Origin of the sequence: Cryobacterium algoritolerans (assembly GCF_004402785.1) — a bacterium.
Lineage (GTDB): Bacteria > Actinomycetota > Actinomycetes > Actinomycetales > Microbacteriaceae > Cryobacterium > Cryobacterium algoritolerans.
Genome location: NZ_SOFP01000027.1, coordinates 18,241 through 44,819, shown reverse-complemented (window position 1 = coordinate 44,819; position 26,579 = coordinate 18,241). Strand labels below are relative to the sequence as shown.

28 protein-coding genes are annotated in these 26,579 nt (G+C 65.4%); 15 read left to right on the top strand and 13 right to left on the bottom strand.

The annotated features are described in order from the left end of the window. Positions 1–79: 79 nt before the first annotated feature. Positions 80–1,231, bottom strand: a complete 1,152-nt coding sequence (locus E3O19_RS05575; RefSeq protein ID WP_134565988.1) for an alkaline phosphatase family protein — start codon at positions 1,229–1,231, stop codon at positions 80–82. A gap of 100 nt (positions 1,232–1,331) precedes the next feature. Between E3O19_RS05575 and E3O19_RS17720 the strand changes: the two genes are divergently transcribed. The 5 genes from E3O19_RS17720 (at position 1,332) to E3O19_RS05555 (ending at position 4,966) form a co-directional block, all read left to right on the top strand. Continuing rightward, a complete protein-coding gene (locus tag E3O19_RS17720) occupies positions 1,332–1,508 on the top strand; it encodes a hypothetical protein (RefSeq protein ID WP_166804479.1) in 177 nt (58 codons plus the stop codon). 789 nt (positions 1,509–2,297) lie between these two features. Next, positions 2,298–2,714, top strand: coding sequence for an ArsR/SmtB family transcription factor (locus E3O19_RS05570; RefSeq protein ID WP_241981218.1), 417 nt, complete (start codon positions 2,298–2,300; stop codon positions 2,712–2,714). After that, a complete protein-coding gene (locus tag E3O19_RS05565) occupies positions 2,711–3,643 on the top strand; it encodes a cation diffusion facilitator family transporter (protein WP_241981217.1) in 933 nt (310 codons plus the stop codon). Before E3O19_RS05570 ends, E3O19_RS05565 begins: the two co-directional genes overlap by 4 nt. Next, a complete protein-coding gene (locus tag E3O19_RS05560) occupies positions 3,640–4,329 on the top strand; it encodes a cation efflux transmembrane domain-containing protein (RefSeq protein ID WP_134565986.1) in 690 nt (229 codons plus the stop codon). The genes E3O19_RS05565 and E3O19_RS05560 overlap by 4 nt, the downstream gene beginning before the upstream one ends. 31 nt (positions 4,330–4,360) lie before the next feature. After that, positions 4,361–4,966, top strand: a complete 606-nt coding sequence (locus E3O19_RS05555; protein ID WP_134565984.1) for a cation efflux transmembrane domain-containing protein — start codon at positions 4,361–4,363, stop codon at positions 4,964–4,966. On the opposite strand, the gene E3O19_RS05550 is transcribed toward E3O19_RS05555, so the two are convergent. Continuing rightward, positions 4,963–5,283 (bottom strand): class I SAM-dependent methyltransferase, encoded by a 321-nt coding sequence (locus tag E3O19_RS05550; protein WP_338145075.1) that lies wholly within the window; start codon positions 5,281–5,283, stop codon positions 4,963–4,965. The two genes, E3O19_RS05555 and E3O19_RS05550, sit on opposite strands and share 4 nt — an antisense overlap. Here E3O19_RS05550 and E3O19_RS05545 point away from each other — a divergent pair. Further along, a complete protein-coding gene (locus E3O19_RS05545; protein WP_134565981.1) occupies positions 5,282–5,500 on the top strand; it encodes a hypothetical protein in 219 nt (72 codons plus the stop codon). The two genes, E3O19_RS05550 and E3O19_RS05545, sit on opposite strands and share 2 nt — an antisense overlap. Before the next feature lie 66 nt (positions 5,501–5,566). Here E3O19_RS05545 and E3O19_RS05540 read toward each other — a convergent pair whose 3' ends face one another. Then, on the bottom strand, positions 5,567–5,914 hold the full coding sequence (locus E3O19_RS05540) for an ArsR/SmtB family transcription factor (protein WP_134565979.1): 348 nt from the start codon (positions 5,912–5,914) through the stop codon (positions 5,567–5,569). A 93-nt stretch (positions 5,915–6,007) separates the two neighbouring features. Between E3O19_RS05540 and arsD the strand changes: the two genes are divergently transcribed. The 5 genes from arsD to E3O19_RS18660 all read left to right on the top strand — a co-directional run bounded on the left by arsD (position 6,008) and on the right by E3O19_RS18660 (position 10,893). After that, the gene (gene arsD / locus E3O19_RS05535) at positions 6,008–6,406 is read left to right on the top strand and encodes an arsenite efflux transporter metallochaperone ArsD (protein WP_134565977.1); all 399 of its coding nucleotides are present in this window, start codon (positions 6,008–6,010) and stop codon (positions 6,404–6,406) included. Positions 6,407–6,413: 7 nt separating this feature from the next. Beyond that, positions 6,414–8,177 carry an arsenical pump-driving ATPase gene (gene arsA / locus E3O19_RS05530; protein WP_134565975.1) on the top strand — a complete coding sequence of 588 codons (1,764 nt, stop codon included), beginning with the start codon at positions 6,414–6,416 and terminating at the stop codon, positions 8,175–8,177. 71 nt (positions 8,178–8,248) lie between these two features. Continuing rightward, positions 8,249–9,223: a metalloregulator ArsR/SmtB family transcription factor gene (locus E3O19_RS05525; protein WP_134565973.1), complete on the top strand. Its 975-nt coding sequence runs from the start codon at positions 8,249–8,251 to the stop codon at positions 9,221–9,223. 85 nt (positions 9,224–9,308) lie between these two features. Continuing rightward, positions 9,309–9,719, top strand: coding sequence for an arsenate reductase ArsC (locus E3O19_RS05520; RefSeq protein WP_134565971.1), 411 nt, complete (start codon positions 9,309–9,311; stop codon positions 9,717–9,719). 10 nt (positions 9,720–9,729) lie between these two features. Beyond that, positions 9,730–10,893, top strand: coding sequence for an arsenate reductase/protein-tyrosine-phosphatase family protein (locus E3O19_RS18660; protein ID WP_134565969.1), 1,164 nt, complete (start codon positions 9,730–9,732; stop codon positions 10,891–10,893). 255 nt (positions 10,894–11,148) lie between these two features. On the opposite strand, the gene E3O19_RS05510 is transcribed toward E3O19_RS18660, so the two are convergent. The 4 genes from E3O19_RS05510 to E3O19_RS05495 all read right to left on the bottom strand — a co-directional run bounded on the left by E3O19_RS05510 (position 11,149) and on the right by E3O19_RS05495 (position 15,032). After that, the gene (locus E3O19_RS05510) at positions 11,149–11,559 is read right to left on the bottom strand and encodes a TIGR03618 family F420-dependent PPOX class oxidoreductase (RefSeq protein ID WP_198413862.1); all 411 of its coding nucleotides are present in this window, start codon (positions 11,557–11,559) and stop codon (positions 11,149–11,151) included. A 70-nt stretch (positions 11,560–11,629) separates the two neighbouring features. After that, the gene (locus E3O19_RS05505) at positions 11,630–12,820 is read right to left on the bottom strand and encodes an alkaline phosphatase family protein (RefSeq protein ID WP_134565965.1); all 1,191 of its coding nucleotides are present in this window, start codon (positions 12,818–12,820) and stop codon (positions 11,630–11,632) included. After that, entirely contained in the window at positions 12,820–14,118 is a 1,299-nt protein-coding gene (locus tag E3O19_RS05500; protein WP_134565963.1) for an alkaline phosphatase family protein, read from the bottom strand. Before E3O19_RS05500 ends, E3O19_RS05505 begins: the two co-directional genes overlap by 1 nt. A gap of 95 nt (positions 14,119–14,213) precedes the next feature. Continuing rightward, on the bottom strand, positions 14,214–15,032 hold the full coding sequence (locus E3O19_RS05495) for a nuclease-related domain-containing protein (RefSeq protein WP_134565962.1): 819 nt from the start codon (positions 15,030–15,032) through the stop codon (positions 14,214–14,216). Between the two features lie 227 nt (positions 15,033–15,259). On the opposite strand from E3O19_RS05495, the gene E3O19_RS05490 reads away from it, so the two are divergent. Beyond that, positions 15,260–15,826: a PepSY domain-containing protein gene (locus E3O19_RS05490; protein ID WP_134565960.1), complete on the top strand. Its 567-nt coding sequence runs from the start codon at positions 15,260–15,262 to the stop codon at positions 15,824–15,826. A 36-nt stretch (positions 15,827–15,862) separates the two neighbouring features. On the opposite strand, the gene E3O19_RS05485 is transcribed toward E3O19_RS05490, so the two are convergent. From E3O19_RS05485 to E3O19_RS05475, 3 genes are all read right to left on the bottom strand, one after another. After that, on the bottom strand, positions 15,863–16,729 hold the full coding sequence (locus E3O19_RS05485) for an SDR family oxidoreductase (RefSeq protein ID WP_134565950.1): 867 nt from the start codon (positions 16,727–16,729) through the stop codon (positions 15,863–15,865). Between the two features lie 150 nt (positions 16,730–16,879). Then, positions 16,880–17,017 (bottom strand): GNAT family N-acetyltransferase, encoded by a 138-nt coding sequence (locus E3O19_RS18790; protein ID WP_134565948.1) that lies wholly within the window; start codon positions 17,015–17,017, stop codon positions 16,880–16,882. Positions 17,018–17,216: 199 nt separating this feature from the next. Then, positions 17,217–19,517, bottom strand: coding sequence for a transglycosylase domain-containing protein (locus E3O19_RS05475; RefSeq protein WP_166804478.1), 2,301 nt, complete (start codon positions 19,515–19,517; stop codon positions 17,217–17,219). A gap of 604 nt (positions 19,518–20,121) precedes the next feature. On the opposite strand from E3O19_RS05475, the gene E3O19_RS05470 reads away from it, so the two are divergent. After that, on the top strand, positions 20,122–20,694 hold the full coding sequence (locus E3O19_RS05470; protein WP_241981216.1) for a M23 family metallopeptidase: 573 nt from the start codon (positions 20,122–20,124) through the stop codon (positions 20,692–20,694). A gap of 338 nt (positions 20,695–21,032) precedes the next feature. Next, positions 21,033–21,521 carry a nitroreductase family deazaflavin-dependent oxidoreductase gene (locus E3O19_RS05465; protein WP_134565942.1) on the top strand — a complete coding sequence of 163 codons (489 nt, stop codon included), beginning with the start codon at positions 21,033–21,035 and terminating at the stop codon, positions 21,519–21,521. Positions 21,522–21,772: 251 nt separating this feature from the next. Here the strand turns inward: E3O19_RS05465 and E3O19_RS05460 are convergent, their stop codons facing one another. Both E3O19_RS05460 and E3O19_RS05455 read right to left on the bottom strand, forming a co-directional pair. Further along, entirely contained in the window at positions 21,773–22,069 is a 297-nt protein-coding gene (locus E3O19_RS05460; protein ID WP_134565941.1) for a hypothetical protein, read from the bottom strand. A 199-nt stretch (positions 22,070–22,268) separates the two neighbouring features. Then, positions 22,269–23,498 carry a low temperature requirement protein A gene (locus E3O19_RS05455; protein WP_134565939.1) on the bottom strand — a complete coding sequence of 410 codons (1,230 nt, stop codon included), beginning with the start codon at positions 23,496–23,498 and terminating at the stop codon, positions 22,269–22,271. Positions 23,499–24,760: 1,262 nt separating this feature from the next. Here E3O19_RS05455 and E3O19_RS05450 point away from each other — a divergent pair. Further along, positions 24,761–25,294: a hypothetical protein gene (locus E3O19_RS05450; RefSeq protein WP_134565937.1), complete on the top strand. Its 534-nt coding sequence runs from the start codon at positions 24,761–24,763 to the stop codon at positions 25,292–25,294. Here the strand turns inward: E3O19_RS05450 and E3O19_RS18785 are convergent. Next, entirely contained in the window at positions 25,257–25,679 is a 423-nt protein-coding gene (locus E3O19_RS18785) for an SDR family NAD(P)-dependent oxidoreductase (RefSeq protein ID WP_420898585.1), read from the bottom strand. The genes E3O19_RS05450 and E3O19_RS18785 overlap by 38 nt on opposite strands. Positions 25,680–26,579: the final 900 nt, after the last annotated feature.

Below are 26,579 nucleotides of genomic sequence, written 5' to 3'. Positions count from 1 at the left end.
CGCTCGGCATCGGTATGCCCTGAATCTAGTGGCGACCCGGACCCGTGACATTGGACGGATCATCCACAGCCTGGATAAGTCAGGGTAAGGAGGTGAAGACATCCGCCCCGAACCGGGCCAGGCCAGGCGTGGCGGCGTAACCGAGATAGGGCAGGCCGAAGGCATCCTCGATGCTCGCGAGCAGGCTGTAGTGATTGTAGGGCGTGTTCGATTCGGTGCCGCCCGCGATGAACGGGGAGAGCACCAGGGCGCCGACCCGGCCGCCGCCGGGTCCGTCGATGCCGGGCCGGGCGGCACCCGGCCCGGCCGATTCACCGCAGCAGGCGGTCGAGTCGGATTCCACGCTGTCGGACTCGTCGAAGGTGATCACGAGCATGCCATCCTGCCGGAAGGCCGGTGAGGCCAGGATCCGCGGCACCCACTCCCGCAGCCACGCGTCGGCGCCGGCCAGGCCGCCAGGCTCCCCATCGACGCAGGGCGCATCGTGGCCGTCGTGGCAGAGATTCGGGGTGATGATCGCGAGGTTCGGCGTGGTGTCGACGGCGGCGAGGTCGGCGGGCAGTGCGCCGAGGTCCAGCACGTTCCGCGCGCAGTCCGGCGAGTCGGTGATGGCGGCGAAGTAGACGAACGGGTTGTGCCGGGCCGCGTACTGGTCGCCGGACCTGGCGCGCTGGGTGTCGTCATGGGCACCGGGCGACGGATGCCGGCACGCTTCCCCCGTGTCCTCTGAGTAGCCCTTCCAGGTGCGGCCGGTGTCGCTGAGCTGGCCGGCCACCGTGGGCACGCCGGCCGGGTAGACGCAGCCGTCGCCGATGGCCTGGCCGAACGCGGCCGTACCGGTCTGTTCGAACGAGGTGTAGGTCTGGCAGTCGGACTGGGTCTGCCGGTTCGGGCCCTGGCCGGAAATCTGCGCGAGGTAGTTCGGCAACGAGTGATGCGCCACCCCGAAGTACTGGCTGAGGAGCACTCCCTCGTCGCGCAGCGTCGACGAGAGGTAGGGAGCCGGCGAGCCGGCCCCCCAGGTCTGGTCGTAGCTCTTGTTCTCGAGGTTGATCACCGTGATGTGCTGCACACCGGGGTGGGCCGACGCGTCGGGGGCGCTCGTCGGTCCGGCCCGGTTCACCGGGGTTGCGCCCCGCGGCCCGGCGACCTGCCACAGCACCGCCGCGGCGAGCGCGACCAGCACCACTACGGCCGTGGCGATGACCCAGCGCCTGCGCGGTCTTCTCATGACACCATCATCCGTCTCCAGGCGCCGCCGGGTCACCGGGTCGACGACATTGTTCGCCCCGTCGGACGGCCGGCATCGACGCCCCGCCTACGCTGGGTTGATGGTTGACAACATGACGATCGTCCAGACCCAGCTCGGCCTGCTCGAGGGCCACATCAACACGATCGAGGAGGACGGCGCCGCCCCTCGGGGGGTTGAAGAGGCCCTCGTGAGCATCTGTCGGGCCTTGGACGCCCTGACCGATGAGGTTCACCGGTGGCTTCCCGCCGAGTCCTGATCCGCAAGTCGCTCTCCCCCAGTGCGTCAAAACCCGGCCGGATCTGCCGGCATGAAGGATTTGCGTAACGCTGTAGGTTGCTCGTGCGTGTCTCCGTCCTGGCAGCTCTGCGGTCGTGGTGCCGTCAGAGCGAGCGCAGCCGTCGGGGGCCGGGTCAGCCCGGTTGACGTTCTGGTCGGGGCTCTGACTGGCGAGCATCGCGGCTTCCGCGAATCGAGTCATTGCCTCTTCTGCGCGGGCCAGCTCGTCCTGGACACGGTCGCCGAGTGGGGCGGTGAGTAGTCCCCGGTACGGATTCTGCCGATCCAGATGCGGAACCGGGCCAGGTCGGCTTCGGATTCCTCGACCTCTTCACATGTGGTTCGGCCGCGGGCTGTATCCATGCTCAGTTCGGTGAAGAACGACGCGTCCGACTGCTCTCGCCGCGCGTCATCGTCTGCCGTTCATGCACTGGTCTCGACGGGTTGTCCGGCCGGGGCGACGTCCGGGTGAGCAGGCAGGTCGGAGGCGCATTCGTAAAGTTCTCCGCAGGGAAGCTGTCCAGCAGTTGCCCGCCGGGCTGGGCCACACTGTTGAACGATGACACCGCCTTCAAGGTAATCGCCGGTCAGGGGGAAAGCATCCCCATCACCCCTGACGTCTCTGCCATCCCGGAGCCTTCGGACACCGAGCCCTGAGTCCGCACCATAGCCGCGAGCGGACGCATTGGCATGCCGGCGGCGAACTCCTTTAGGCAGACACCTACTCTGCTACTCTTCATCTGAACGTTTAATCAGATGAGGAGTTGTGATGGCTGTGGAAATCGAGGCGATCGACGCCTGTGAACTGAAAATGGTGGACCCGGGAAAGGTCGCCTGGGTCCGAGACACCCTTCCCGGCGCGCACGCCGTGACAGAGTTGGCGGACGTGTTCTCCCTCCTCGGCGATCCCGGCCGGCTCCGATTGCTGATGTCGTTGCTCGGAGGCGGAGAAATGTGTGTCTGCGACCTCGCCGCGACCACTTCGATGAGCGAAAGCTCCGTCAGTCACGCCTTGCGCCTGCTTCGCGCGCACCGGGTCGTGTCCGTGTCTCGGCGGGGGCGGATGGCTTACTACCGTCTCGACGACGCTCACGTGCGGATGCTGCTGGATCTTGGTCTGACGCACACCGGGCATACCGTGGCGGCCCACCCCGAGCATGCCATCTCACGGACGGACAGGGAGTGACCGACACCACGAAGAAGGATGCACCCCACGCGCACGGCGCGACTGCGGGCGCGGACTCCCGCTATCTCATGGTCGCCCTGGCAATGCTCCTCGGATTTATGGTCATCGAGGTGATCGTCGCGATCATCTCCGGCTCCCTGGTGCTCCTGTCGGACGCCGGTCACATGCTCACGGACGCGGCCGCGATCGCCGGGTCTCTGCTCGCGATTCGCTTGGCCGCGCGGCCGACAAGCGCGAACTGGACCTTTGGTTTCAAGCGAGCCGAGATCCTCTCGGCCGCGGTGAACGGCATCACCCTCGTCGTGATCAGTGCGATCGTTGCGATCGAAGCTATTCGCCGCCTGATCGATCCGCCGCCCGTCCAGGGCGGCCCGGTCTTGTTCGTGGCCCTCCTCGGCGTCGCGGTGAACCTCGTTGCTGTTTGGGTTCTCGCGAAAGCGAACCGGACCAGCTTGAACGTCGAAGGGTCGTTCCAGCACATCCTGACTGACCTGTACGGGTTCATCGCCACCGTCATCGCGGGCCTGGTGATCCTTCTGACCGGGTTCAACCGTGCCGACGCGATCGCCTCCCTCGTCGTCGTGGGCCTGATGCTCTACGCCGCGTGGGGGCTCCTGCGTGACTCGGGTCGCATACTCCTGGAAGGGACACCCGAAAACGTTGACCTTGCCATGATCCGCGGCCACCTGTTGGAGCCCGCCCATGTCCTCGACGTCCACGACTTGCACGCCTGGACGGTGACATCGGATCTTCCGGCTCTGTCTGCGCACGTCATCCTGACCGACGAGTGCTTCCACGACGGTCACGCCCCCCGCGTCCTCGATGAACTGCAGGCCTGCCTCGTGGGCCACTTTGACGTCGAACACAGCACCTTCCAGCTTGAACCCGCCACGCATCTTGCGCACGAGCGAGGCGCCGACCACTCATGACTCAGGACACCTACCTTCACCAGGATGCGGCCCTGCCCACCCCCAGGACCCTCGTTCTTCGCCGCCGAATTCGGTGGATCGTGGCCGTGACGATCAGCTACAACGTCCTCGAAGCCATCATCGCGATCACCGCCGGCAGCGTGGCCTCCTCCGCCGCTCTGATCGGGTTCGGTTTGGACTCCATCGTCGAAGTGCTTTCCGCCGCCGCGATCGCCTGGCAATTCTCCGCGCCAGACCCCGAGACCCGTGAGAAAACGGCGTTGCGTCTGATCGCGGTGTCGTTCTTCGCCCTCGCCCTGTACGTCACTATTGACGCGGGCCTCTCCCTCGCCGGGATCAACACTGCAGCCCACAGCACCCTCGGAATCATCCTGACCGCGCTGAGCCTGCTGATCATGCCGTTCCTCAGCTTCATGGAACGGCGGACCGGAACCGAGCTCGGTTCAGCGTCCGCCGTTGCGGATTCCAAACAGACCTTGATCTGCGCCTATCTCTCGGCGGCCGTTCTCCTCGGCCTATTGCTCAACAGTCTCTTCGGCTGGGCCTGGGCCGACGCCATCGCGGCCCTCGTCGTGGTCTTCTTCGCCGTCCGCGAAGGCGTGGAAGCCTGGAAAGGCGAATCCTGCACGGTTCCCATCTCAGCCCTCACAGGCGAACTCGAAACAGCCGACGAGCACCAACACTGACTCGGATCGCCCCAACGACGAGAAAGGAACTATGCCTTCCGCACTGTCCACCGATGTCGCCGCCGATCTCTTGCGCAGGGGAAGGTCGCTGGAATGGATCACGCTGGGCTGGAACATCATTGGCGTCGGCATCCTCGCTCTGCTGGCGTTCGCAGCTTCCTCGGTGGCTCTTGCAGGGTTCGGCCTGGACAGCCTCATCGAGATCGGAGCCAGCACAGTTGTCCTGTGGGAGTTGTCCGGCACGGGTCAGGCTCGCCAGCAACAGGCGCTGAGACTGATTGGCGTTGCTTTTGTCGGTCTGGGTGCCTATCTTGCAGTCCAGTCAACGATTGCGCTGATCAGCACGCACCGCGCGATACCCAGTTGGGAAGGTGTCGTCTGGACCGCGGTGACAGCCGTGGTGATGTTTGTCCTGGCGGCCGGTAAACGTAGCACCGGTCGGGCACTGGGCAACCCCGTTCTGGAAACCGAAGGACGCGTGACCTTCATGGACGGTCTCCTTGCGCTGGCAGTCCTTCTGGGCCTTTCCCTCAATCTGGCATTGGGATGGTGGTGGGCAGACCCACTGGCTGGCTATGTGATCGTCTTCTATGCAATCCGTGAGGCAATACACATCTTCAGACCGCAGGCCAACTAAATTCTGCCCGCCGGCACGACCTGGAAGTGCTGGAACGCGGGTTTGACCGCTTTGACGATGGCTCCGTGCATTTCGGGTGCGACCTCGTGGGTGTAGTCGACGCTCACGTCGACGAACCCGGCCGCGGTGAGAGCACTGACGTATTCCTGATGGGAGAGCGCTCCGGCGATGCAGCCTGCGAAAGTGCCGCGCTGGATGCGGTCCTCCGCGCTGAGCTGGTTCTCGGCAACGACGTCAGAGATGCCGAGGCGGCCGCCTGGCTTCAGGGTGCGGAACATCTCGGAAATGACGCCGTTCTTATCGGCGGAGAGGTTGATGACGCAGTTGGAAGCGTTCCCGGACGTGCTCGATGATGTCGGACTTCTCGGTCATGGCTTCGCCCCTTTCTTCGATGTAGCGCTGCGCTCCGGCAACTTGGAGACCGGCGAGGTTGGCGACGCGGCGTTGTGGGTAGAGGACGCTCACGAGCAGGAGGCCGAGGGCGCTGCCGCGACCGCGGGCGCGGGTGTTCTGGCGCGGACCCGGAGGCGATGACAATCACGGCGAGCAGAGCGCTGCCGAGGAACTCACTCAGCGTGCGGCGAGCCGATGGTGCGTCGCTCACGCGCTGGTCAGCAGCCGTGCGACGGAGTCCAGAGCGCCCGGGACGAGGGCGAAGTGTGCCCAGGTGCCGCGCTGGCTTCGGCTGAGGAACCCGGCATCAGTCAGCACCTTGAGGTGGTGGGAGACGGTCGGCTGGCTCAGTCCGACCGGTGCGGTCAGGTCGCAGGCGCAGGCTTCCTGACCTTCGGAGGCCGCGACGATCGAGATCAGGCGCAGCCGCGTCGGGTCGGCCAGGGCCTTCAGCGACCGTGCAAGGCCGTCGGCTTGCGAGGCGCCCAGCGCCTCCCTGGTGAGCGGCGCACAGCAGGCTGCGGAATCGGTGATCGGAAGCGTGGTGGTCGACATGGGACCATCGTAGTACCGTATTGACATCCATCGATATAGCCTGACATGCTGAAGTATCGATAGAAATCGATATACCGAAGCGAGGAGAACCAAATGGCTGCCATTCGAATCTACGAGCCGGCCCTGTGTTGCGCGTCCGGTGTCTGCGGCACCGACAGTGACCCGTCGCTGGTCACAGTGACCGCCGCTGTACGCAACCTCAAGGATCTCGGCGTCGACATCGAGCGACACAACCTGGCGACCGACCCGATCGCGTTCACCACCGACGACACCGCGCGCGCATTCATGCACACAGTTGGTTCGACGGGGCTTCCCCTCACGGTCGTCGACGGCGTCACCGTCGCCACTGGCAGTTACCCGAGCCGCGCCCAACTGCTCGACTTCGCCGGCCTCGGCAGCGCCTCGAAGGGGGCCCCGGCTCCGGCTCGGGCAGAGTTGGGCTTGGCCGAGAAATCGGGCGGATGCTGCGGCGGCACGACCGGCTGCTGCTAGGCCCCTGATGAAATTCCTCAAGAACCCTCCCCGCTTTCTTTTCTTCACCGGCAAGGGCGGCGTCGGCAAGACGTCCGTGGCTTGCGCCACGGCCCTGAACCTCGCCCGTGACGGCCGGCAGGTGCTTCTGGTCAGCACCGATCCGGCCTCCAACGTCGCGCAGGTCTTCGGCATGACGATCGGCAATACGGTCACGCCCATCGACGAGGTTCCCGGGCTGTTCGCCCTCGAGATCGACCCGGAGCAGGCAGCAGCAGCATACCGGGAGCGCATCATCGCCCCCGTGCGCGGGCTGCTGCCCGACGACGAGCTGGCCGGCATCGCCGAGGGGCTCTCGGGCTCCTGCACGACTGAAATCGCGTCCTTTGATGAGTTCACCAGCCTGCTGGCCGACGAGAGCGTTTTCGGGCGATACGACCACATCGTCTTCGACACGGCCCCGACCGGGCACACCATTCGACTGTTGCGGCTTCCCGGGACCTGGACCGAGTTCCTCGACACAGGCAAGGGCGACCCGTCGTGCCTTGGCCCGCTCTCCGGACTGGATAAACACCGCTCGATGTACGCCGCAGCCGTCGACGCGCTGACCGACCCGGCGCTGACGCGCCTCATCCTGGTCAGCCGGCCCCAAACCTCTTCCCTGGCCGAAATCGAACGCACTTACCTGGAGCTGAACCAGATCGGGATATCCCGAGGCTATGTCGTTATCAACGGCGTTCTACCCGAGGCAGCCGGTGACGAGGAGCTCACCCGGGCCGTGCGTACACGGGAGGGTGCTGCGATGAGCGCCATTCCGGCAGCCATCGCTGGGCTTCCGCGCGACGTGCTGGAGCTGAAGGCGACCAACATGGTCGGCGTCCCCGCGCTGCAAACCCTGTTTGCGGCATCCGGGCAGGCCGGCATCCGTGACCGGAAATCGCTAGCACTGGACGTTATCGACGCCCCACTGTGCGCCCTGGTGGATGATTTGGACCTGGATGATCACGGACTTGTGTTGTGCATGGGCAAGGGCGGGGTCGGCAAGACGACGATCGCCGCGGCCATTGCGGTCGCCCTGGCCAAGAGAGGCCACGCCGTACACCTGACCACAACGGACCCGGCCGCGCACCTCACCGAGACGCTGCACGGCAGCGTCCCCGGGCTGGAGGTGTCCCGCATCGATCCGGTCGAGGCCGTCCGGACCTACCGCGACCATGTGATGGCCACCAAGGGCAAGAATCTCGACGCGGATGGCCGAGCTGCCCTTGCCGAAGACCTGCTGTCGCCGTGCACGGAAGAAGTCGCCGTTTTCCAGCAGTTCTCCCGGGTGGTCCACGAGTCCCGCCGTAAGTTCGTCGTCGTGGACACCGCTCCCACGGGGCACACGCTCCTGCTCCTGGACGCAACGGGGTCCTACCACCGCGAGATGGCCCGTCAGATCGAAGACTCCCTGTCGTTCACAACCCCGCTCATGCGTCTGCAAGACCCAGATCAGACCAAAGTCATCCTCGTCACCCTCGCCGAGACAACGCCGGTGCTCGAGGCTGAAATCCTGCAGGAAGACCTCAAGCGGGCGGGAATTCAGCCGTGGGCGTGGGTGGTGAATAGCTCTATCGCCGCAGCCCAGCCGGAGTCACCCTTCCTGCGTGAGCGCGCCGCGAGCGAACTCGAGCAGATCACCAGGGTGCGCTCCTTGTCGGGTCGCGTGGCTATTCTTCCCTTGCTGCCCACAGAGCCCATCGGGGAGGACCGGCTCGCCGCGCTCACTGCGCTCAGCCCGCAACCGGTCTAAAACCCGCCACCCACCTTGGTGGCCCGTGACGCGCGGTCGACGGTCAGGGACGTTCGCATAGACTCACGTCTATGCGTACCGATGCCGATGGCGAGGCGAGCCTGAGTGAGGCGCGCGCACTCGACCGTGCCGCCGCCGAGAACATCGCCCGGAGCCTTCGCGCGATGGCCGACCCCACGCGGGTTCAACTGCTGGGCCTGATCGTCGCCGGGCCGGGCGGCCGCGCCCTCGTGGGCGAACTCGCCACAACCCTCGGCTTGACCCAGCCGACCGTGAGTCACCACATGCGCATCATGGCCGAGGAAGGGCTGCTCGCCCGCGAGCAGATCGGGCGACAGGCCTGGTACTCCGTCGTTCCCGACCGCATCGCGGACGTAATCGAATCCACACGGCGCCAGCACGACCCGGTCGCCGCAGTCGTCGCGCCTCACGTTCTCGCACGGATCACCGAGGACCTGGCCATCCGATTCCACGGAGTCTTCTCGCCCGAGACGATCGGCCGCTACGTGCAGGAGAGCTACGAACTCCTTGACCGGCAGGCGAAGATCACCCGTTACCTGCCCTCGCTGACCGCCCGTTTCGCCGGCGACCGGCTGCGGGCGCTTTCCGCGGCGGACGGCAAACTCACCCACACCGTTCCTGAGGTGTTGTTCGTCTGTGTGCAGAATGCCGGCCGCTCCCAATTGGCTTCGGCCCTCCTCCGGTCCTTGGCCGGCGACCGGGTGCGCGTCCTCACGGCCGGTTCGGAACCCGCGGGAGCCGTCAACCCGTTGGTCGTCGCAGCGCTCGACGAGATCGGTGTGCCTCTTGCCGGGGAATACCCCAAACCCCTCACGCACGAGGTGGTGCGGGCCGCCGACTATGTGATCACCATGGGCTGCGGCGATGCCTGCCCCGTTTTTGCGGGCCGTACCTACCTTGACTGGGACCTGGCGGATCCGGTCGGGCTGCCGATGGAGGGTGTGCGCGTCATTCGCGACGAGATCGATGTCCGCGTGCGTGCGTTGCTGGTCGTGATGGGTATCCGAGCCGCTCCGGCGACGTGATTGCCGGGTGAACTCTCCCTCTCGAGATGGCCAATCCATAGATAAGCGTCTATGCTTTGGGTAATTCGAGAGTTAGGAAACCCGCATGTCTGAGAAGCCCACCGTCCTGTTCGTGTGCATCCACAACGCCGGCCGTTCACAGATGGCCGCCGGTTACCTGCGGGCCCTCTCCGGCGGCGAGGTCGAAGTGCGCTCTGGTGGCTCAGAGCCCGGAAACCAGATCAATCCGATGGCCGTCCGGGCGATGGCTGAAGAAGGCATCGACATCTCGCAGGCCGTTCCTCAGCTGATGACCACCGATCAGGTTCAAGCTTCCGAGGTCGTCATCACGATGGGCTGCGGCGACGTGTGCCCGATCTTCCCCGGAAAGCGCTACGAGGACTGGGAGCTGGCCGACCCGGCCGGCCAAGGTCTCGACGCTGTTCGGCCCATCCGGGACGATATTAAGGCGCGCGTCCAAGCCCTCCTCGCTGAGATCCTTCCCGCAACCGTTTAGGGCACCGACCATGACGGACGTGAAAGGCCGGCGCGGGCTCCCGGGCCTGACCTACCCGGAGGACTACCTCAAACGCCTCGCCGACGACCTGGCCCGCAGATTCGCCGGGATCTTCGGCCCAGAAACGGTCGAGCGGTACGTGCTCGAGTCCCACGCCGCACTCCTCCGCACAGCGACGGTCAAGGCGCACCTGACCAGCAACACCATCCGGTTCGCCACCGACCGACTGACCGCCCTCGCCCAGGTCAAGGGCGCAAGCGGGAGTCCCGTGCCAGAGGTTCTGTTCGTCTGCGAGCAGAATGCGGGCCGCTCCCAGATGGCGGCCGTGTTGACAAACGCCCTCTCCGGTGGGGCCGTGCACGCGCGCTCCGCCGGGTCCGCACCGGCGCACCAGTTGAACCCGGCCGTCGTGCAGGTCATGAACGAGCTCGGCCTCGATCTCAGCGAGGCCTTCCCCAAGCCACTCACGGATGACGTGGTTCAGGCGGCCGACGTCGTCATCACGATGGGCTGTGGCGATGCTTGTCCGATCTACCCCGGCAAGCACTATCAGGACTGGGCCCTCGCCGACCCGGTAAGCCTTCCCATCGAGGAAGTGCGAGTCGTGCGGGACCAGATCACAACCAAAGTCACGGAGATGCTCGAACTCCTCAGCGTCGAACCGAAAGGCCTCACCGCAACCGCAGCAGGGACCGGCTGCGCCGCAGCGGCCGACGCCGAACACCACCTGGCCATGACTGAGACCCCTGAACCGGCGCTGGTCCCCGAACTCTTGGTCGTCGACGTCGAGCGCAGCCTCGTCTTTTGGCGCGACGTGTGCGGTTTCGAAATCCGTCACTCGCGCCCCGAGGAGCGCTTCGCGTATATCGCGCTCGGCTCGGCCCACCTCATGCTGGAACAGATCGGAGTCGGTCGGAACTGGATCACTGGCCCACTCGAAGCCCCACTCGGTCGCGGAATCAACTTTCAGATCAATGTCCCGAGCATCACGCATCTGGTCTCCGCCCTCGCGCATGCCGGTATCGACCTCCTCATGCAGCCCGAAACGAAGTGGTACCGCGTCGGCAACGAAGACGCCGAAGTGGAACAGTTCCTCGTTACCGATCCTGACGGCTACCTCATCCGCTTCCAATCGCCTCGCGGCCGCCGACCTGTGTCCCCTCCGCCCAGCTAACTCGCAGGCACTTTCGACGGCGCTCAGGTATCCACGTGTGAGAAATTGCTTCGTTCATAACCAATCGTTCGATGATCTGGATCCGAGCCCAGTTGGTTGAATCATCGGCCTTGAGACTGACGGCACACGTGAATTCGAAGCCGATCTACCAGAGCCCGAGAAAGCACATGCGATGATCCGTGCTCGCCATTCCTGACAGCGCCACCCACAGCGCTGGCGGCTTGATGATAAAGGACCGGAGTATCACTCTCTGGATCATCCCGACGTTGCCGTTGGCCCGGCCGGACGCATCGTGGGCGACCCCATCACCGTATCCACGACGATGTCGATCACGACCCGGGTCGGATTTACGCGGGGCTGCTTGTAGCGCCCGGCATAGAGTGCCACCGCCCGGGCGACGGCATCCGGGTCGCGGATGATGCGCGCGGGGCCGGCGAACGAGATCCAGCGCCGCCCGTCGACCTGGGCGACCGTGGCCTGGCCGCCACGCTCCACGTTGCGCACCTTCTGGGTACCGTCGGAGGTGATGATCCGCACGACACCACCATCAAGGGTGAAACCGACCGGTACCGAGTGGATGCTGCCCCGCGGCCCGAGGGTTGACAGGACACCGAGGTGGCGTTCGGTCAGGAAGCCGGCCGCATCATCCGTCAGGTCGCTGTTCACCCTGCCCAACCTAGCCTGCCGCGAGAGGACTCGGCCGGTCGCGGCGCGGCCGGCCTTCGGTGCAGCCGGGTCAGCCTCCGTTGTAGACGTCGAGGCCGAACCGGTTGAGCCCCGGCGTGGCCGCGTAGCCGAGGTAGGGCAGCGCAAAGGTGTCTTCGATGCTCGCGAGCAGGCTGTAGTGGTTGTACGGCGTGGTCGACGTGGTTCCGCCGGCCACGAACGGCGACAGCACCAGGGCACCCACCCGGCCGCCACCGAGCCCGGTGATCCCGGGCAGCGGACTGTTTGGCCCCGGGCCTTCACCGCAGCAGGCGGACGAATCGGACTGCGGGCTGTCGGATTCGTCGAAGGTGATCACGAGCACGCCGTCTTTCTTGAACGCTGGTGACTCCGTGATCACCGGCACCCATTCCTTCAGCCAGTTGTCGGCGCTGGCCAGTCCGCCCGGCTCGCCGTCGACACAGGGCGCGTCGTGGCCGTCGTGGCAGAGGTTCGGGGTGATCATCGAGAGGTTCGGGGTGGTGGCAACCGTGGCCAGGTCGGTCTTCAGGGCGCCGAGGTCGACGTCGTTCCGGGCGCAGTCGCGCGAGCCGGTGATGCCCGCGAAGTAGACGAACGGGTTGTGCCTGACCGCGTATTGGTCGCCGACCCTGGCCTTCTGGGTATCGTCGACGGCTCCGGGCGACGGATGCCGGCACGCCGTGCCCATGTCCTCCTGGTAGCCCTTCCAGTTGCGCCCGGTGTCGCTGAGCTGGCCCGCGACCGTGGGCACGTCGGCCGGGTACACGCATCCGTCGCCGACGAACTGGCCCGGACTGGCTGTTCCTGTGCCGACGAACGGGGAGTAGGTCTGGCAGTCGGCCTGGGTCTGTGGGTTCGGCCCCTGCCCCGAAAGCTGTGCGATGTAATTGGGCAGGGAATTGTGTGCCACCCCGAAGTACTGGGTGAGCAACACGCCTTGGCCGCGGAGGGTCCCCGACAGGTAGAGGGCAGCCGAGTTCGCACCCCAGGCGCTGTCGTAGCCCTTGTTCTCCAGGTTGATCACGAAGACGTGCTTCGCCCCCGGGAGGTAGCCGGCCGCGGCCCGCGCGGGCGCCGCACCGGCCTGGGCCTGGCCGATCGTCTGGCCGGCCCCGGCGACGGCGAGCAGGATCAGCGCAGCGGCGGCCACCCACCGCAATCCGAAGAGCCGACGCAGTCCGAGGGCGAGCCGCAGAGAACCACGCTGCGGCCTCGCGTAGGTGGCCCGCTTCAGGCTCATCAGAGCACCCACCCATCTGCGACGGCCTTCTGCCGGAGGGCGGGCCACTCCTCGACGGAAGGGGTACCCACCGGAGTGCACGGCGCCCCGGCCACGAACGGGGGCACCTGGTAGCCGGGAGCGCTGAGGTTCACGGGTGTGTAGAAGTCGAGGACCTCGGCGATGTTACGGGCGGCGGCATCCCGGCTGGTCAGCGGTGCGAGGCCCCAGCGCCATTCGATCGCCTTGAGCACGGAAGTGTGGTCATACGTGTCATGGGCGATGTGGCCTCGCCTGGCGCGCGGCGAGATGACGATGGAGGGTACCCGGAAGCCGCGTAGGGCGTTGCCCGGGTCGGCATCCGGGGCCGTGGCCGGGGCGACATGGTCGAAGAAGCCGCCCCACTCGTCGTAGTTCACGACCAGCATCGTGCGGGCCCAGGCCGGGCTGCGGGTAACGGCCGCGTACACCTCGGCGAGGAAGAGCTCGCCCGAGCGGATGTCGGCGTGCGGGTGGTCGTCGCCCGACGTGCCGGACCCCTCGTCGCTGAACCGGGGGTCGACGAACGATACCTCCGGCAGGGCACCCGAGGCGCAGTCGGCCAGGAAATCGGCGTGCGGGTGGGAGATTCCCAGGTATTTCGTGCCCCACAGTGCGGTGAAGGGCACGTCGCCGAAGTAGTACTTGCCGCCCAGCCCGGCGTCGGCCAGGCGGTCCCAGATGGTCGGCAGCGTGCTGGTGACCGTGGAGTTGTGGGTGCGGTCGGTGGCGGCGGAGTGCTGGTAGAACCGGTTCGGGTAGGTCTCGGCCATGGTGGCGGCGAAGTAGCGGTCGCAGATGGTCCAGTCCGGTGCGGCCTGGCGCCAGAAATCGAGGTCGTCGGCGTCGTAGTAGCCCACGGCGAATTCGTCGCTCTCGCCGGCTTTCAGCCAACCGTCGCAGGCTCCCCCGTTGAACTGGATCCGCCCGCCCTCGTAGGAGTGGTCGGGGTCGGGATGACCGCAGCCCTGGAAGTCGGCGAGGTGATAGGTGGAACGCGGCAGCCCGTAGCGGTCGCGGTAATTCAACCCGGTCTGTTTGCCGTCGGCACCTGGCACCCAGCCCAGGAAGTGGTCGAAGGAGCGGTTCTCCATCATCAACACGATGATGTGGTCGATGCCGGAGTCGGCGGGGTTCGGCATGCTCGAGGCGGCCATAGCGCCTGCGGCACCGGTCGTGACACCGGTCACAGCCTGTGCGGCGATGGTGCCGCCGGCGACGAGCGCCCCGGCCGCCACGGTTCCCGCGGTCGTGATGAATTGTCTTCGTGTCGCATCCATTCGCCCGAGTAGATCATGCCCGAGTGACGAGAACGCCCCCGTTCAGGGGGTGTTATCCGATCGTTGGTGTGCCGTTCAGGCGCGCGGGCGCCGACTCAGCCGACGATCTGGCTGGCTTCGAGGGCGTGCAGCACGACGATGCTGACACCGATCGCGGTGGCGGCACCGACCAGCACCCAGAGCAGGCGGCGGATGCCGGCCGACCGCACCTGCGCATCGAGCGCGGTGAAGCGCTCCATCAGGTCGTCGTCGGCAGTGGGCAGGGGCAGCGGTCGCCAGGTGTTCGGACTGTCGACCAGGTCGGAGACCTCCTGCACCTCCCCGGCGCTCAACACAGGGTGGAGCTTCACCAACCATCGGCGCAGGTCCTGGGCATCGATCACCTTGACCTGCTCCGGCTTGTCCGCGATGGTCAGGCGCTTCGGGTCGACCAGCGCGATCACCGGTTGCACCGGCGTGAGCAGCGGCATCCTCTCCCGGACCAGGTGTGTGACCCGCTCGGCCTCGCACTCGGAATCACGCAAGTGAGAAACCTTCCGGCCGGCAACAAGCATGATGCGTTTGCCGACCCAGACATCGGCGCTGTGGCGTGTGGCGCCGACGTGGCACATCGAGGTGATGGTGAAGATGCCGCCCGGGCCCACCACGAGATGGTCGATGTCAGAATTGCGACCGGCGATGGGGATGGCGTGGAAGACGATCCATTCCGGCGGGAGCGTCTCCAGGAGGGCGCCGACGGTGATCTCGCCCTTCGCACCCAGGTACCGAGGCACCCCCTCGACGCCGAGCGGAGAACCACCGAAGAGACGGGCGAGCCAGGACAGGGGTGGCATGCTCCCCTGCTCATACAGCAACTGCTCGATGACCGACTGGGCCGGGAAGCGCTGCCGCACGGCCGAACTGTCTGTCGTCATCGTTCTCCCCAGCTGCTCAGTCGAATCTAGCGAGTCGCCGCCTGCCGGCAGCAGTCCCCCGAACGGGGAGATTCCGGTGAATCACCGGGCGTGCCGGGTTCGGGGATGCAGGTGGAGTGTCGTTCGCTTGACCCTGCCTCACTCGCCAGCGTGCGCAGGCTGAGAAGCGAGTAATTCTCGGCGCGGCTGTCATCCGAATGCGCGGTCTGTCCCCCACACTGGGGGGCATGAGTATCATCACGTCAACCCGGGTGCAGAAGCGAACGTGGATAGTCGCCGCCGTCGTGGGCGCGTCCGTCATCCTCGCGATGGCCGGAATCGCCACCGTTGGCAGCACCGACGACACACAACTCACCGGCACGGTGCTGGCGCACGCGAGCGACGCCGCACTGGCCGAACTGGGCCCCGGCACGGTGACGGATGCCCACCGCCGCACGGCCCCCGGCCCGCCCTATGCCGTGGAGACCCGGCTCGCGAACGGGGTCGAGGTGACCGTCGAACTCGACAGGTCATTCACCGTGGTCTGGGTGAGCGCGCCCGGCTGGCTCGGCGACGTCGCAGCAGGGCTCCCCGCACGCACCCTGGACAGCGCCGAACATGCCAGCCTCGAGCGCACCAGCGCCGGGCAGGTAGCCCTCGCCGAGGTGGGTGGCGGCACCGTGACCGGGTTCGGCCGCAGCAGCGCCGTCGATCACGCGTTCGAGGTGGAGGTCACCCTGGCGAACGGCACGAAGAAGGTCATCGAGCTCACCCAACGCGGCGAGGTCGTGCGGCCGTCCCGCGCGAACGGATGACCCGGGCGCCCTGCGCCTGCTGCTGCGGGCGCACGGCTATTCCCAGAGGGCCTGGTGGTCGATCGCGAATTGCCGGAACGAGGTCGCCGGCGTGCCGGTCAGCTTTCGGATGGCACGGTTCGGGAACGCGGACACCTGGAGTCGCACGATCCGGTAGATCATTTGCTGCACCGCGATGAAGTCCGCGGTGGCGCCGCGGGCCGCCAGCCGCGCGCTGTACTCCGAGGCGGTCGGTCGGGCGTAGGTGATCCGGCGTCCGAGCACCTCTGAGAGGACGCCCGCGACCTGGTCGTAGGTCAGCGACTGCTCGCCCGAGAGCGTGTAGGCCTTGCTCAGATGCCCGGGTTCCGTGAACACGCGAGCGGCGACCCGGCCGATGTCCCTGGCATCGATGAACGCCGTGTGAGCTCCGGCCGCCGGCAGGTAGATCTCGCTGTCGTCGCGAATCTCGTCCCGGTAAACGGTCGAAAGGTTTTGCATGAAAAAGTTCGGCCGCAGGAACGTGTAGGGCGCCTTCCGCTTCTTCAAGTGTCTCTCCACGGCGTGGTGCGGCGTCATGGTGTTGAATTGCACTCCCTGCATGGAGAGGAACACGATGTGACGGATTCCGTGCTCCAGCGCCCGGTCGATCACCGGAAGCAGAGTCTCCTCCACATTCGCGATCGCGGGAGGGCGCAGCAGGAACAGGCGGTCGACCCCGGTGAAGGCCTTCGCCCAGCCGGACGGACCGCTGAAGTCGAACCCGCGCGCCTCGCTGCCCGGCGTGATGGAGACCCCAGAGGCGTCGCCGCCGGACGCAGGATCACGCACCGCGGAAACGACGTGCTCACCGGCCGCCACAAGAGCGTCGGCCACCGCCCGCCCAACCGTTCCGGAGGCCCCGGTCACGAGGATGCTGCCCATCAGGTGCTCATTTCTCTTCGCCCGCCGGCTTTGGCCTCTCGCCCGCCGGCCCACGCCCCGGGATCCGTCGCTGGCCTCCCAGGTCGCGGACGTTGACCAGCCCGTCCACGGTGAGATTTCGAAAATGACTCTCGACTGTCACCTGCACACTCAACCACAGTGCTGCGACCAACGATGGACCCCAAGGCCATCGAAACCGAATTCGACTCCGGCGCGCGCAGCAGCTGTACCGAGACCACGACCCCACGAGGTAGACGGGGCAATCAGATAGCCCAGCTCGCGTTCCACCCGGCAGCTCCCCTACAGGTCCTGATGGCCGACCGGGTTAGGGCGTTTGAGCCCGAGTAACCGAATAAGTTGCGGGTCAGGATCAGATCTCTGGTCCTGCCACCAACCGGCCGCCTGTTGTCGGGATTCGCTTGGCCGCCGTCCCGCCTGTGCGCAGAAGAGCGCGTCCGTTGGGCGACCCAAGCCGGGCCGGGCCGGGTCAGCCCGAAGGCGTCGGCTTAGGTGTGGGGATCCGGGCCCCGTTGCTCGTGTAGAGGGAGATCGTGGCGCCGCGTGGCGCGGTGCCGGACGGACTCGTGGCCGAGACCAGTCCGGCGGGGAGCTCGGAATCCTGTTGTCCGGCATCCGTGACGCCGAAGCCGGCCGCCTCGAGAATGCGCCGAGCGTCTTCCGGTGCCTTGCCCACCACCTCCGGGATGCCTGCCCGCACGACGCGCAGGGCGGACGCATCGGGTTCAGCAAATGCGCCACCGCCCCAGGCATCGTCGGCGACCTTCATGATGCGCGGCCAGATCCGGTGGCGGGCGGTGGCCGCCTGGCCGCTGTCGAACCTCAGATTGCGCAGGTTGGCCTCGCCGGTGACGTTGCCGACCCACACCGCGGTCGCCGCCTTCGCGCTGGCCCCGATCATCCAGGTGTCTTTGGCGGAGTCGGTCGTTCCGGTCTTCCCGATGTGGGGCACGCCGGTTCCCGTGTTCGAGGCCGTGGCCGTTCCACCGCCCGCGAACGTCTGCTGCATCGCGTATGCCATGGCGTTGGCGACATTGGCCGGCACCGCCTGCGTGCAGTCACGGGCCGGAGGCGCAATTTCCTTGTCGAAACGGTCGACGATCCGGTCAATGGCGGTCGGCGAACAGGTCACGCCGCCGTTGGCAATTCCCGCGAACGCCTCGGCCATCGTGAGTGGAGCGACCTCCTGGGTGCCGAGCACGTCCGACGGGAACATTTGCAGTGGATCAGCGTCGGCCCGGTGCACCCCGAACGACTGCGCAAGCTCCTTGATCTTGCACAGGTCGAGCTTGCTCGCCATGGCCACGAAACTGGAGTTGACCGACCACTTCGTCGCGTCGACGGCATTGCTGGCGATGCGCCCATCGTCGTTGCGGGGTGCGAAATTGCCGCTCCAATCGCCGTCGCAACTGTTCGTGAAATGGGTGAAGGTGCGCCGGCGCCCGTCGAAGTTCTCGCGAAGTGAGTGGCCCGCGTTGACCCACTCTCCGAGGGTGAACGCCTTATAGGTGGAGCCTGGCTGGAACCCGCTGGATCCGCCGTAGTCGATGTCGGTGTTGTAGTTCACGGATGTCCATGACGGCCCGTTCGCCTTGAGCACCTCCGGATCGTTGCTGAACGTCTTGTTCTGGGCCATCGCCACGATGCGGCCGGTGCCCGGCTGCACGGTGACGGCCGTGGCACCGACGTCGAAGCGCGAGTCCGTGCTGGGCACATTCTCGTTGATGGCGGCTTCGGCGGCGGCCTGCAACCCGAGGTCAAGGGTTGTGTAGATGTCCAGCCCGCCGCGGCGTAGCTTCTCGACGCGTTCGTCTGCGGTGGCGCCGAAGGCCTCGTTGGTGCGGATGCTCCAGTAGACGTAGTCGCAGAAGAAGCCCGCCCCGCCGGCCGCCTCGCATCCGGTGGTCGGCGGCGTGATCGTCGGGACGACCGGTGCCGCGATCGCCGCCGCATACTGCTCCGCCCCGATCTTCTGGTAGGTGAGCATCTTGTGGAGGATGTAGTCGCGCCGGGACTTGTTGTCTGCGTAGCCGTTGGCCGCGCCGTTCTTCACACTGTCCGGACGGTCGAGCCGGAACTTCTCGGGATAGTTCACGATCGCCAGCAAACTCGCGACCTGCTCCAGCGTGAGGTCCTTGGCGCTGACGCCGCCGAAATAATACTTGCTGGCCGCTTCGATCCCGTAGACGGTTCCACCGAAGTAGGCGATGTTGAGGTAACCGGCGAGGATCTGCGTTTTCGTGTAGTTCTTCTCCACGCCGATCGCGAGGCGGATCTCCTTGAGCTTGCGATCCGGGGTCGGCTCGGTTGCCGCGTCAACGGCATCCTCTCGCTCCTTCGTCGTCTTGGCGTTCATCACCGCGTTCTGCACCTGCACGTTTTTCACGTATTGCTGGGTGATGGATGACCCGCCGCGACCGCCGCCGCGACCCAGTGCGAGTTGGACAGCAGCCTTCAACGTTCCCTGGGCGTCGACGCCGCCGTGCTCGAAGAAGCGAGGGTCTTCACCAGAGACTGCGGCATCCTTCGCAAATTGAGGAATGTCCTCCCACGCGATCTCCTCGCGATTCTGCTCGTAGAAGGTGGCCAGCTTATGCAACGACCCGTCGGCCGCGGTGGCGTAGATAGTGGACCCCTCGGCAAGCTCGCCGATCTTGAGGTAGTTCGGGAGATTATCAAACAGCGTGATTGCATTGGTCGCCGCAAGTCCCGAGACGGCCATGGCCGGGGTCACCGCCGCGGCGACAAGCACCCCCGCGACGACGCTCATCGCAATGAATCCTAGAAAGCCACCGGTCACACCGGCAGCGGCGCGCCCGGAGTCACTCATCGCGGTGGCAAGCTCGCCGTGCCAGGCGAAGCCCCAACACACTTCGCCGGCCAAGCCGATCCAGATCCGTCGTCACACTAATCCCCCCAGATTGACGAGCCGCCAGACGAGCACGGCCCCCGTGCTACGTGCTACGTGTTTCGTGATTTGCCTCTCCCGCGGAGCATAACAGAGGTCAGCTCTGAGTTTGACGGATGAAACTGTCGAGTTGATTTGGCCCCGGGTCGGCACTTCGGTTCCACCTGGGGCCAGGGTGCTCTGGCTGAGCGGGATCTGGTTTGGGATGCTTGTGAGGTGGTAGGACCGGGTGCCAGTGTTGATGATGGAACCCGGAAGGTGAGTCGGTCCTCGATCGCGGCGGCGAGTCGGGGGTCGGTGAAGGTGTGGCCCCGCCGTCGTCAGCGAGGTTTGGGGCTGACCGTCGGCGACGTGACCGACCGTGAGGTCGCTCGACCATACTGGTTCTATGTATTCGGGATTGCGAACGGAGCCGGTGGTTCTCGCACTTCCGTTTCGCGGCCGGTGGCGGGTTGAGAATAGTCCGGTGCGTCGTGTGCCCAGCCACGGTACGACCGCATTTGGGTCATCGTCTGCAATCGACTTCGTCAATGTCGACGAGAGTGGTCGCTCGGCACCATTCACCTGGCGAAGCACCGTGGCTGCTGAACCGCCGGAACGATTTCTGGGTTTCGGGGTGCCGATCCTTTCGCCTGTGACCGGGAGAGTGGTAGCGGCCCATGATCAAGAGCCCGACCATGCCGGGCGCCGTTCCCAGCTGGTTCTCTTGCCTTACATGTTGGGCCAGGCCAGACGGGCACGGGAAGGCGCTGCGGGCCTCGCCGGCAATCACGTTGTGATCGCAGTCAGTGACCGCGGCCCGTTCGTACTTGTGGCTCATCTCAAGAGCGAGAGTGTGCGGGTGCGTGTCGGCGACAAGGTCAGCGCACTCGACGCCATCGGCCGGTGCGGTAATTCGGGCAACAGCACGCAGCCGCACGTGCATGTGCAGGTTTCCGATTCGACGGACTGGGCGCGCTCGAATGGGGTACCGCTGGCGTTCCGTCGCGCCGACGGCGCCGTCTGGCTCCCCGAAGAATCCGAAATCGTCCGAGCCTGAACCCGCGGACGGCCTGCTGATTGTCCAGTGCGAGTACCTGTTCCGAAGGGGGCGTGACTTGCTCACGCGAAAAACCGGACAGCCGGGGCCACCTCAAACCGCTACCGTTGTTGCCCCCATCGGGCTGCTCACCCTGGAATGCTGTTGAAGAGGCTCCCCCCTGCCGGTCCCAGAATTCGCGATGCCAAAGAGAACAAGAATCACCTTCAACCCGACTTGGGCAGCGCATGCGCTGCGAAACCGTCGCCCGGGACCCGGCCATCGCCCCTGAGTCTCCCGCGACACGAACGGACCGGTCCTCGACACCATCCTGGTCGCCGGGGCGGATACTGGACGTCATGGGATTCAACGAACGCCACCGGGAGATGTACCTGGGCGGCAGACCAGGAACAGCAGCCAAGCGGGCCAATCGCACGATGGCCCGCCTCGCGGCGTCCGGCCTTACGGGATGGTGGCTGATTCGCCTTGATACCGTCAACCCCAAGTCCGGGACCGTACTCTCCCTTCCCCTGGTGACTGCCAAAGTCGACGGTCGACGCTACGTCGTCTCAATGCTCGGCCAGGGCGCCCGCTGGGTGCGCAACGTGCTCGCCGCAGACGGTCACGTCGTCATCAGTGCGGGCAGAAGTCGAGACGTCGTTCTGACCGTGGTCGACGTGAATCTCCGGGCGCCCATCATCAAAAACTACCTTCAGCGCGCACCAGGAGGGCGGCCGCATATCCCGGTCGACAAAGACGCCCCGCTCGCGGACTTCGAAGCCGTTGCGGCCGCATTCCCGGTATTCGAAATTCACCAGGCCGAACCGCGGCGCACATTGCGGTCGTAATGACAGCATGACCTAAGCCGAACATTGGCCGCACCGGACTCGCCTGGGAGACCGTCGAACGGGCCCCTTTTTCGACGGCACTTGATGCGGGGCTTCCTGACAGTCACCGGTTCACGAAGCCAATCGGGGCTTCCTGGTCCCAGCCAGATCAATGGCCTCTGCGGTGACTGCCACGCTTTGATCTCCGTGAGGATCCGACCCGGCGGATTGACGACGAATGCGCCGAGGGCCGTGTCGATGATGTCTTGGGCTCAGGTTCTCTGATCCTGAACGCTGAGCAGCATGATCCAGGGAAACGGTCGCGCGAGGCGATCCCCCAGTGTGCCACGGTCATCCAGCGATACGGCGATTAGCTGCGCGGCAACCTCGAGGATTTGTTCATGGACCGCCGCTTCACGCTTCGTGGTGAGAACCAGCGTTTCGCCGTCGCGACGGGTGACTTGGACGGCCGCTTCTTCAGCGGCAGCGAAAACTGCAGCAGAACGACGGGACAAATCCGATGATTGTACGACGCGTCGCTGCGCCGGGTTGAATGTTATTGAAGCCATGATCTCGTTGTATTCCGAATGTGTTCTGAATTGGCGGGCCGGCGATAAGGGCGGATAACATCCGGAATTGAAGGACCTACGGCGGGCTGCGTCGCGGAGCTCATCGACCGACTGGAGATCAACCGTCAGCGACATCATGGTCTCGCGCCCGATAGGGAACCCCTCGCGGGGCAGGGTCCGCACGCGGATCCGCGACCGGTCAATCTTCTCGGTGGGTGAAGGAGAACCAGGTGAGGATGCTGTAGAGCCAGACGGCGCCGAGCACAAGCGTCAGCAGCAGGATATGCAGCCACGGCTGCGGGGCAAGCCAGCCGATGAGGAGGGCGACGACGGCCGCGGCCCCGAGGGCTACCGACACGGGGCGGTAGACCGGCGCGAGGTCCCGCCAGTCGGCGAGTGAGGTCGCGATCAGGATGAGGGCCAGAACTCCGACCGCCACCGACAGCGACAGCGACATGGCCCCGGGGCCCGGGGCGTGGCCTCCCGAAGCCTGCTCGATCATGCTGACCATCACTCCGCCGGTCGCGGCGATCGTCATCGTCACCAGGAGGTGGCCGACGAGCCACCGCGCCAGGGCTCCGCGATCGGCGGCTACCCGTCGACCTCCCACGAGGTCGAAATAGGTCCACCAGTATGCGAACCCGATCCCTAGCCCCAACATGCCGGTGACGACAGCGATCGGCGTGCGGTTGGCATCCGCGATACCGTTGACGACACCGACGACCACCTCCCCCAGAACGATTATGGTGAACAGGTCGAACCGCTCGATCATCGACTCGCTCGGATTGAGGCGAGGGGCCCCGGAGGTCCCGTTCCGCCGTTGGAGAAACGACATTCCGGCGAGCCAGAAGACGACGAGGATTGCCCAGACCGCGAGGCGCGCCTCGTTCGGCACCAGGGCGCTAACCCCGACGATCGCGGCAGAGCCCAGGACGCCGACGAGGTAAGGGGTCGTAACAGGACGCAATGCGGGGTCGTCACGACGCCGCACCGAGTACCAGAGCCAGCCGAGGAGGAACAGGTACGCGCTGTAGACGATGGCGAACGCCGGGCCGTCGCCCGAAGTCGCTTGGCCAGTGAACACCGCGAGCAGAACGAGCACGCCCATCTGGGCGAAGACGTAGAACCGTGTCCGCGCATCGGCCCGTCCGTGCAGGTCGTGGTAGACGGCCCCGTTGATCCAGGCGAACCAAATCAGCCCGAACACGACAGCGAACTGGCCCACCCCGGCCCACGTCATGTGCCCCGCAAGATGGTGGGCGGCCTGGGCTATGACGACGACATAGACCAGGTCGTAGAAGAGTTCAAGGAAGCTGACCTCGCGCCCCTCGATGACATCGCCGTGGGCTCTTGGCGGCTGCCAGAAGTGGCGGCGAAACGCCGCGGCGTACGCCCGGGAAAGGGGGGAACTCCCCCGTGGGTGCGGCATAGGACCTCCTGGGCTTGGCTGCCCTTGGTAGAAAGATCATTACCCAGATGCGGGCCCACGGCCGCCAACGCTAACAGTATGGTCTTCGTCTGTCCCGAGATGCAAAGACCGCGTGGCTCTGGCATTTCGATCTCGAAAGCCGAGTAGGGCGAATGATCAATCTTTTTTGGAGGCTCTACGATTTTTCCGACTTCGAATCGTCAATTCTGGGCGCGAAGGTGAGGCTGCACATCCGGAACAGTGGTGATGCAGATCAGCGCCCCGGATCCACTTGGCTGACTCTCGGCGAAGGTCCCATCGCCGTCGCCGTCGATCATCTGCACAGTCGAAATTCCTGCCCGCAAACCGGACGATCAGCGGGCGGTACTTCCCGCAGCATCGAGAGCGCGATCGAAAGCACTTTTCGACCCGATCGGGTGCCCTCAAGGGAACCCTATTGACCATGAAGGCCCGCTGCGCAGCGGGCGTACGCTCTGCGGTAGAGATGATGGACCTGGCTGGACGTTTGAGGGTTGACACGCGGAAAATGGGCAAGATGATCGGGGACTCGGTCGAGAGCGTTCAGGTGAACGAGCGTGGGCCAATTGTCGCAGTCCCGTTGGATCGCTGGCGAGCCTTGCCGGCTCGGGTGAGAGTGGAAGACCAGAGTACGTCCTCGCCAGCTTCGGACGCGTCGAACCCGCAGGGCGGCAGGAACCCCGACAATGACTGGCTCCTCCGGGGCGTGTGAATCCCATCAGGCCACGGGCGGTTGTGGTAGAGCGTCATCGGGTCAGGGCCGTCGCTGCCCTCCGGACCGCAGCCCTCAGGGTGACCCGGCGGCACCGAGGATGCTGGCGACGCGCGCTTGGAGGGCATTTGCGGCCACGCGTGACACCACGGTGAGGCGGCGGGGATTCTGCCGCGTAATCGCCCACAGGCTTCGGTTGAGCATGATTGGGCTGTGTCCTTTGTGGGTCGCTCCCTGTTCTCGCTTCCCCGGTTGTAGGCCCATGCCTGTTTAGTTGATGCGATTTGTGTAGCGTCTTCGAGCCAGTAAGCCTGGTCCGGGTCCTAGCCTTCACGGACGCTCGCTAGATCACCTGCGACAGGAACAACCAGTCCGGCCGACGTGAGGTAGCCACCCACCGAGAGGACAGGGGTAAGTCGAAGAACTGCGGCGGGCCTGCCCGCGAATTGAATGCTCCTGGGCCCCACCCGCATGCGCAGCCCCGATCGAACCATTTGCCTGAGAACGCCACGGGCGCATGATGGCGTGACCGATGATCCACCACGGCCGGGCAGGCCCAAGGAGGCATCATGGACAGATCCCTGCTCCGCGGCAGGACATCGTGGGTGGCGGCGATTGCCACAGCACTGGTCACCTGATCGCGCTCTCGCTCACCGGCATACCCGTGGCGGCCGCGACCGCGACCACGGCTCAGGCCGTGACGATTACGACGGCGAAACCATCCGGGCCGGTGCCCGGGACCTTCGAGGCCACAGGCGCGTTCACGGACTCCGGGACGTTCGCGAACACAAGGTTCGCCTTTGGCGCTCTGGGAGCACCCACGCTCGTGAGCATTCACGTTACCCAGGTCTTCCACGGGACCCAGGGAAGCTTCACGCTCCGCGCCGACATCAAAGTGACCCTGACGCAGGACCCGCTGGTACTCGTTGACAGCGGGACGTGGGCGGTCATCGACGGGACGGGCGCCTACAAGACCTTGCGAGGCCGTGGGACAGTCACGGGGACGGCAGATGAGCACAGCGTCGTGATCAGCCGGACGTACACCGGTGCGGTGCTTTCCGACTGAGTAGCCGGTCCATTTCCACGATGCGTGAATCGGTGAGCTCATCGACTCTCGACTGTGAGGCTGCGACTCCGGCGTTAGCGACGAACGGCGTTAACGTGCCGAGTTTGTCTGCGGCCTCGAATATCGCCGCTATGCAGTGCTCTTTCGCCATGTCTACGCGGATGAAGGACGCGAGACCGCCTACGGTTTGAATCGTCTCGACAAATTTGACAGCTGCTTGCTCATCGTGTTGATAGGTGAGGAGCACTGGCCAGCCAGCGGATCGCAGGCCGGTGGAGCCTACTGGCAGGCTGTGTGTGCTGGTCGCGTAGCCAGGACTATTCGCGCTCGTCGTCTTTCGTCTCGAACAGGTTCGGAGTTGACCTTTGAGTCGAAGGTCGCTCAAGAAGCCCGACGTACCCAATCGTGCCGATTAGAGTGATGGCGTAGAGGATCGGGCTCGGAGTGATGAACCCTAGGAGCGCTCCGATGACGACGACCGCGAAGAGGACATTCCGGTATCTGCGTCGGCGCTCTCCAGGCCCTGCTGCGGGATTAGTCAACAATCCTCACCCCTAGTCTCTTACTGGTCCCCAGAGAGAAATTTCCCCGCAATGGTTACTTGCCCGACCTGATTGGCAGACGTTGACCATGCAAGAATCTGGCTTTCACCTATTCTCTTGCGTGGCGCCGACGACGATGTTCTCGTCAACTCTGGTTGTCAAAGAGCGTACTCCTGAGGTGATCTCGAGCTTTTGAAAGCCAGTGGTCAACATGAGCGGACGGTTCCCTCCGATAGTCGAGAAGAAACGGCCCTGTTCGAGGACACGGCGCAATCCTGCCGACGATGTTCATCGAGGGACTTTTGCCGGAAGGTTGCGCTTCGGAACCAGTTTTACAGGGGCAGTCACGAAGATGTCCCCCCCAGCAGTTCCTTTCGAAACCACCGGTTCGCGTGCGGGCCTGCATTGTGTGCTGCCAGTCAATGAGGCCAGGCGACGCAGACAGGCCCCGCGTCTCCCGGAGATCGAAGCGCGTGTCCAACCGCAAGGTATTCAGTCCCAGCCCGCCGATTCCGTGGTCGTCGACGAACTCACGCAACGTAACGGAATCCTTTTCCGGCCGGTGCAAAAAGCAGGCTGGGGACCTCATGGATTGGCTGGCCCGCCGAGCGCCTCGGCATCACATCACTCCATTCGCTTTGCCGCGACGATGTCACACGCCAGAGCAGTTCGGACACCGGCGCGTCGACGTCGAAGAACACCGTGCTGCCCTACGCTGACGCGCATGTCCAGCTTTCCACGTC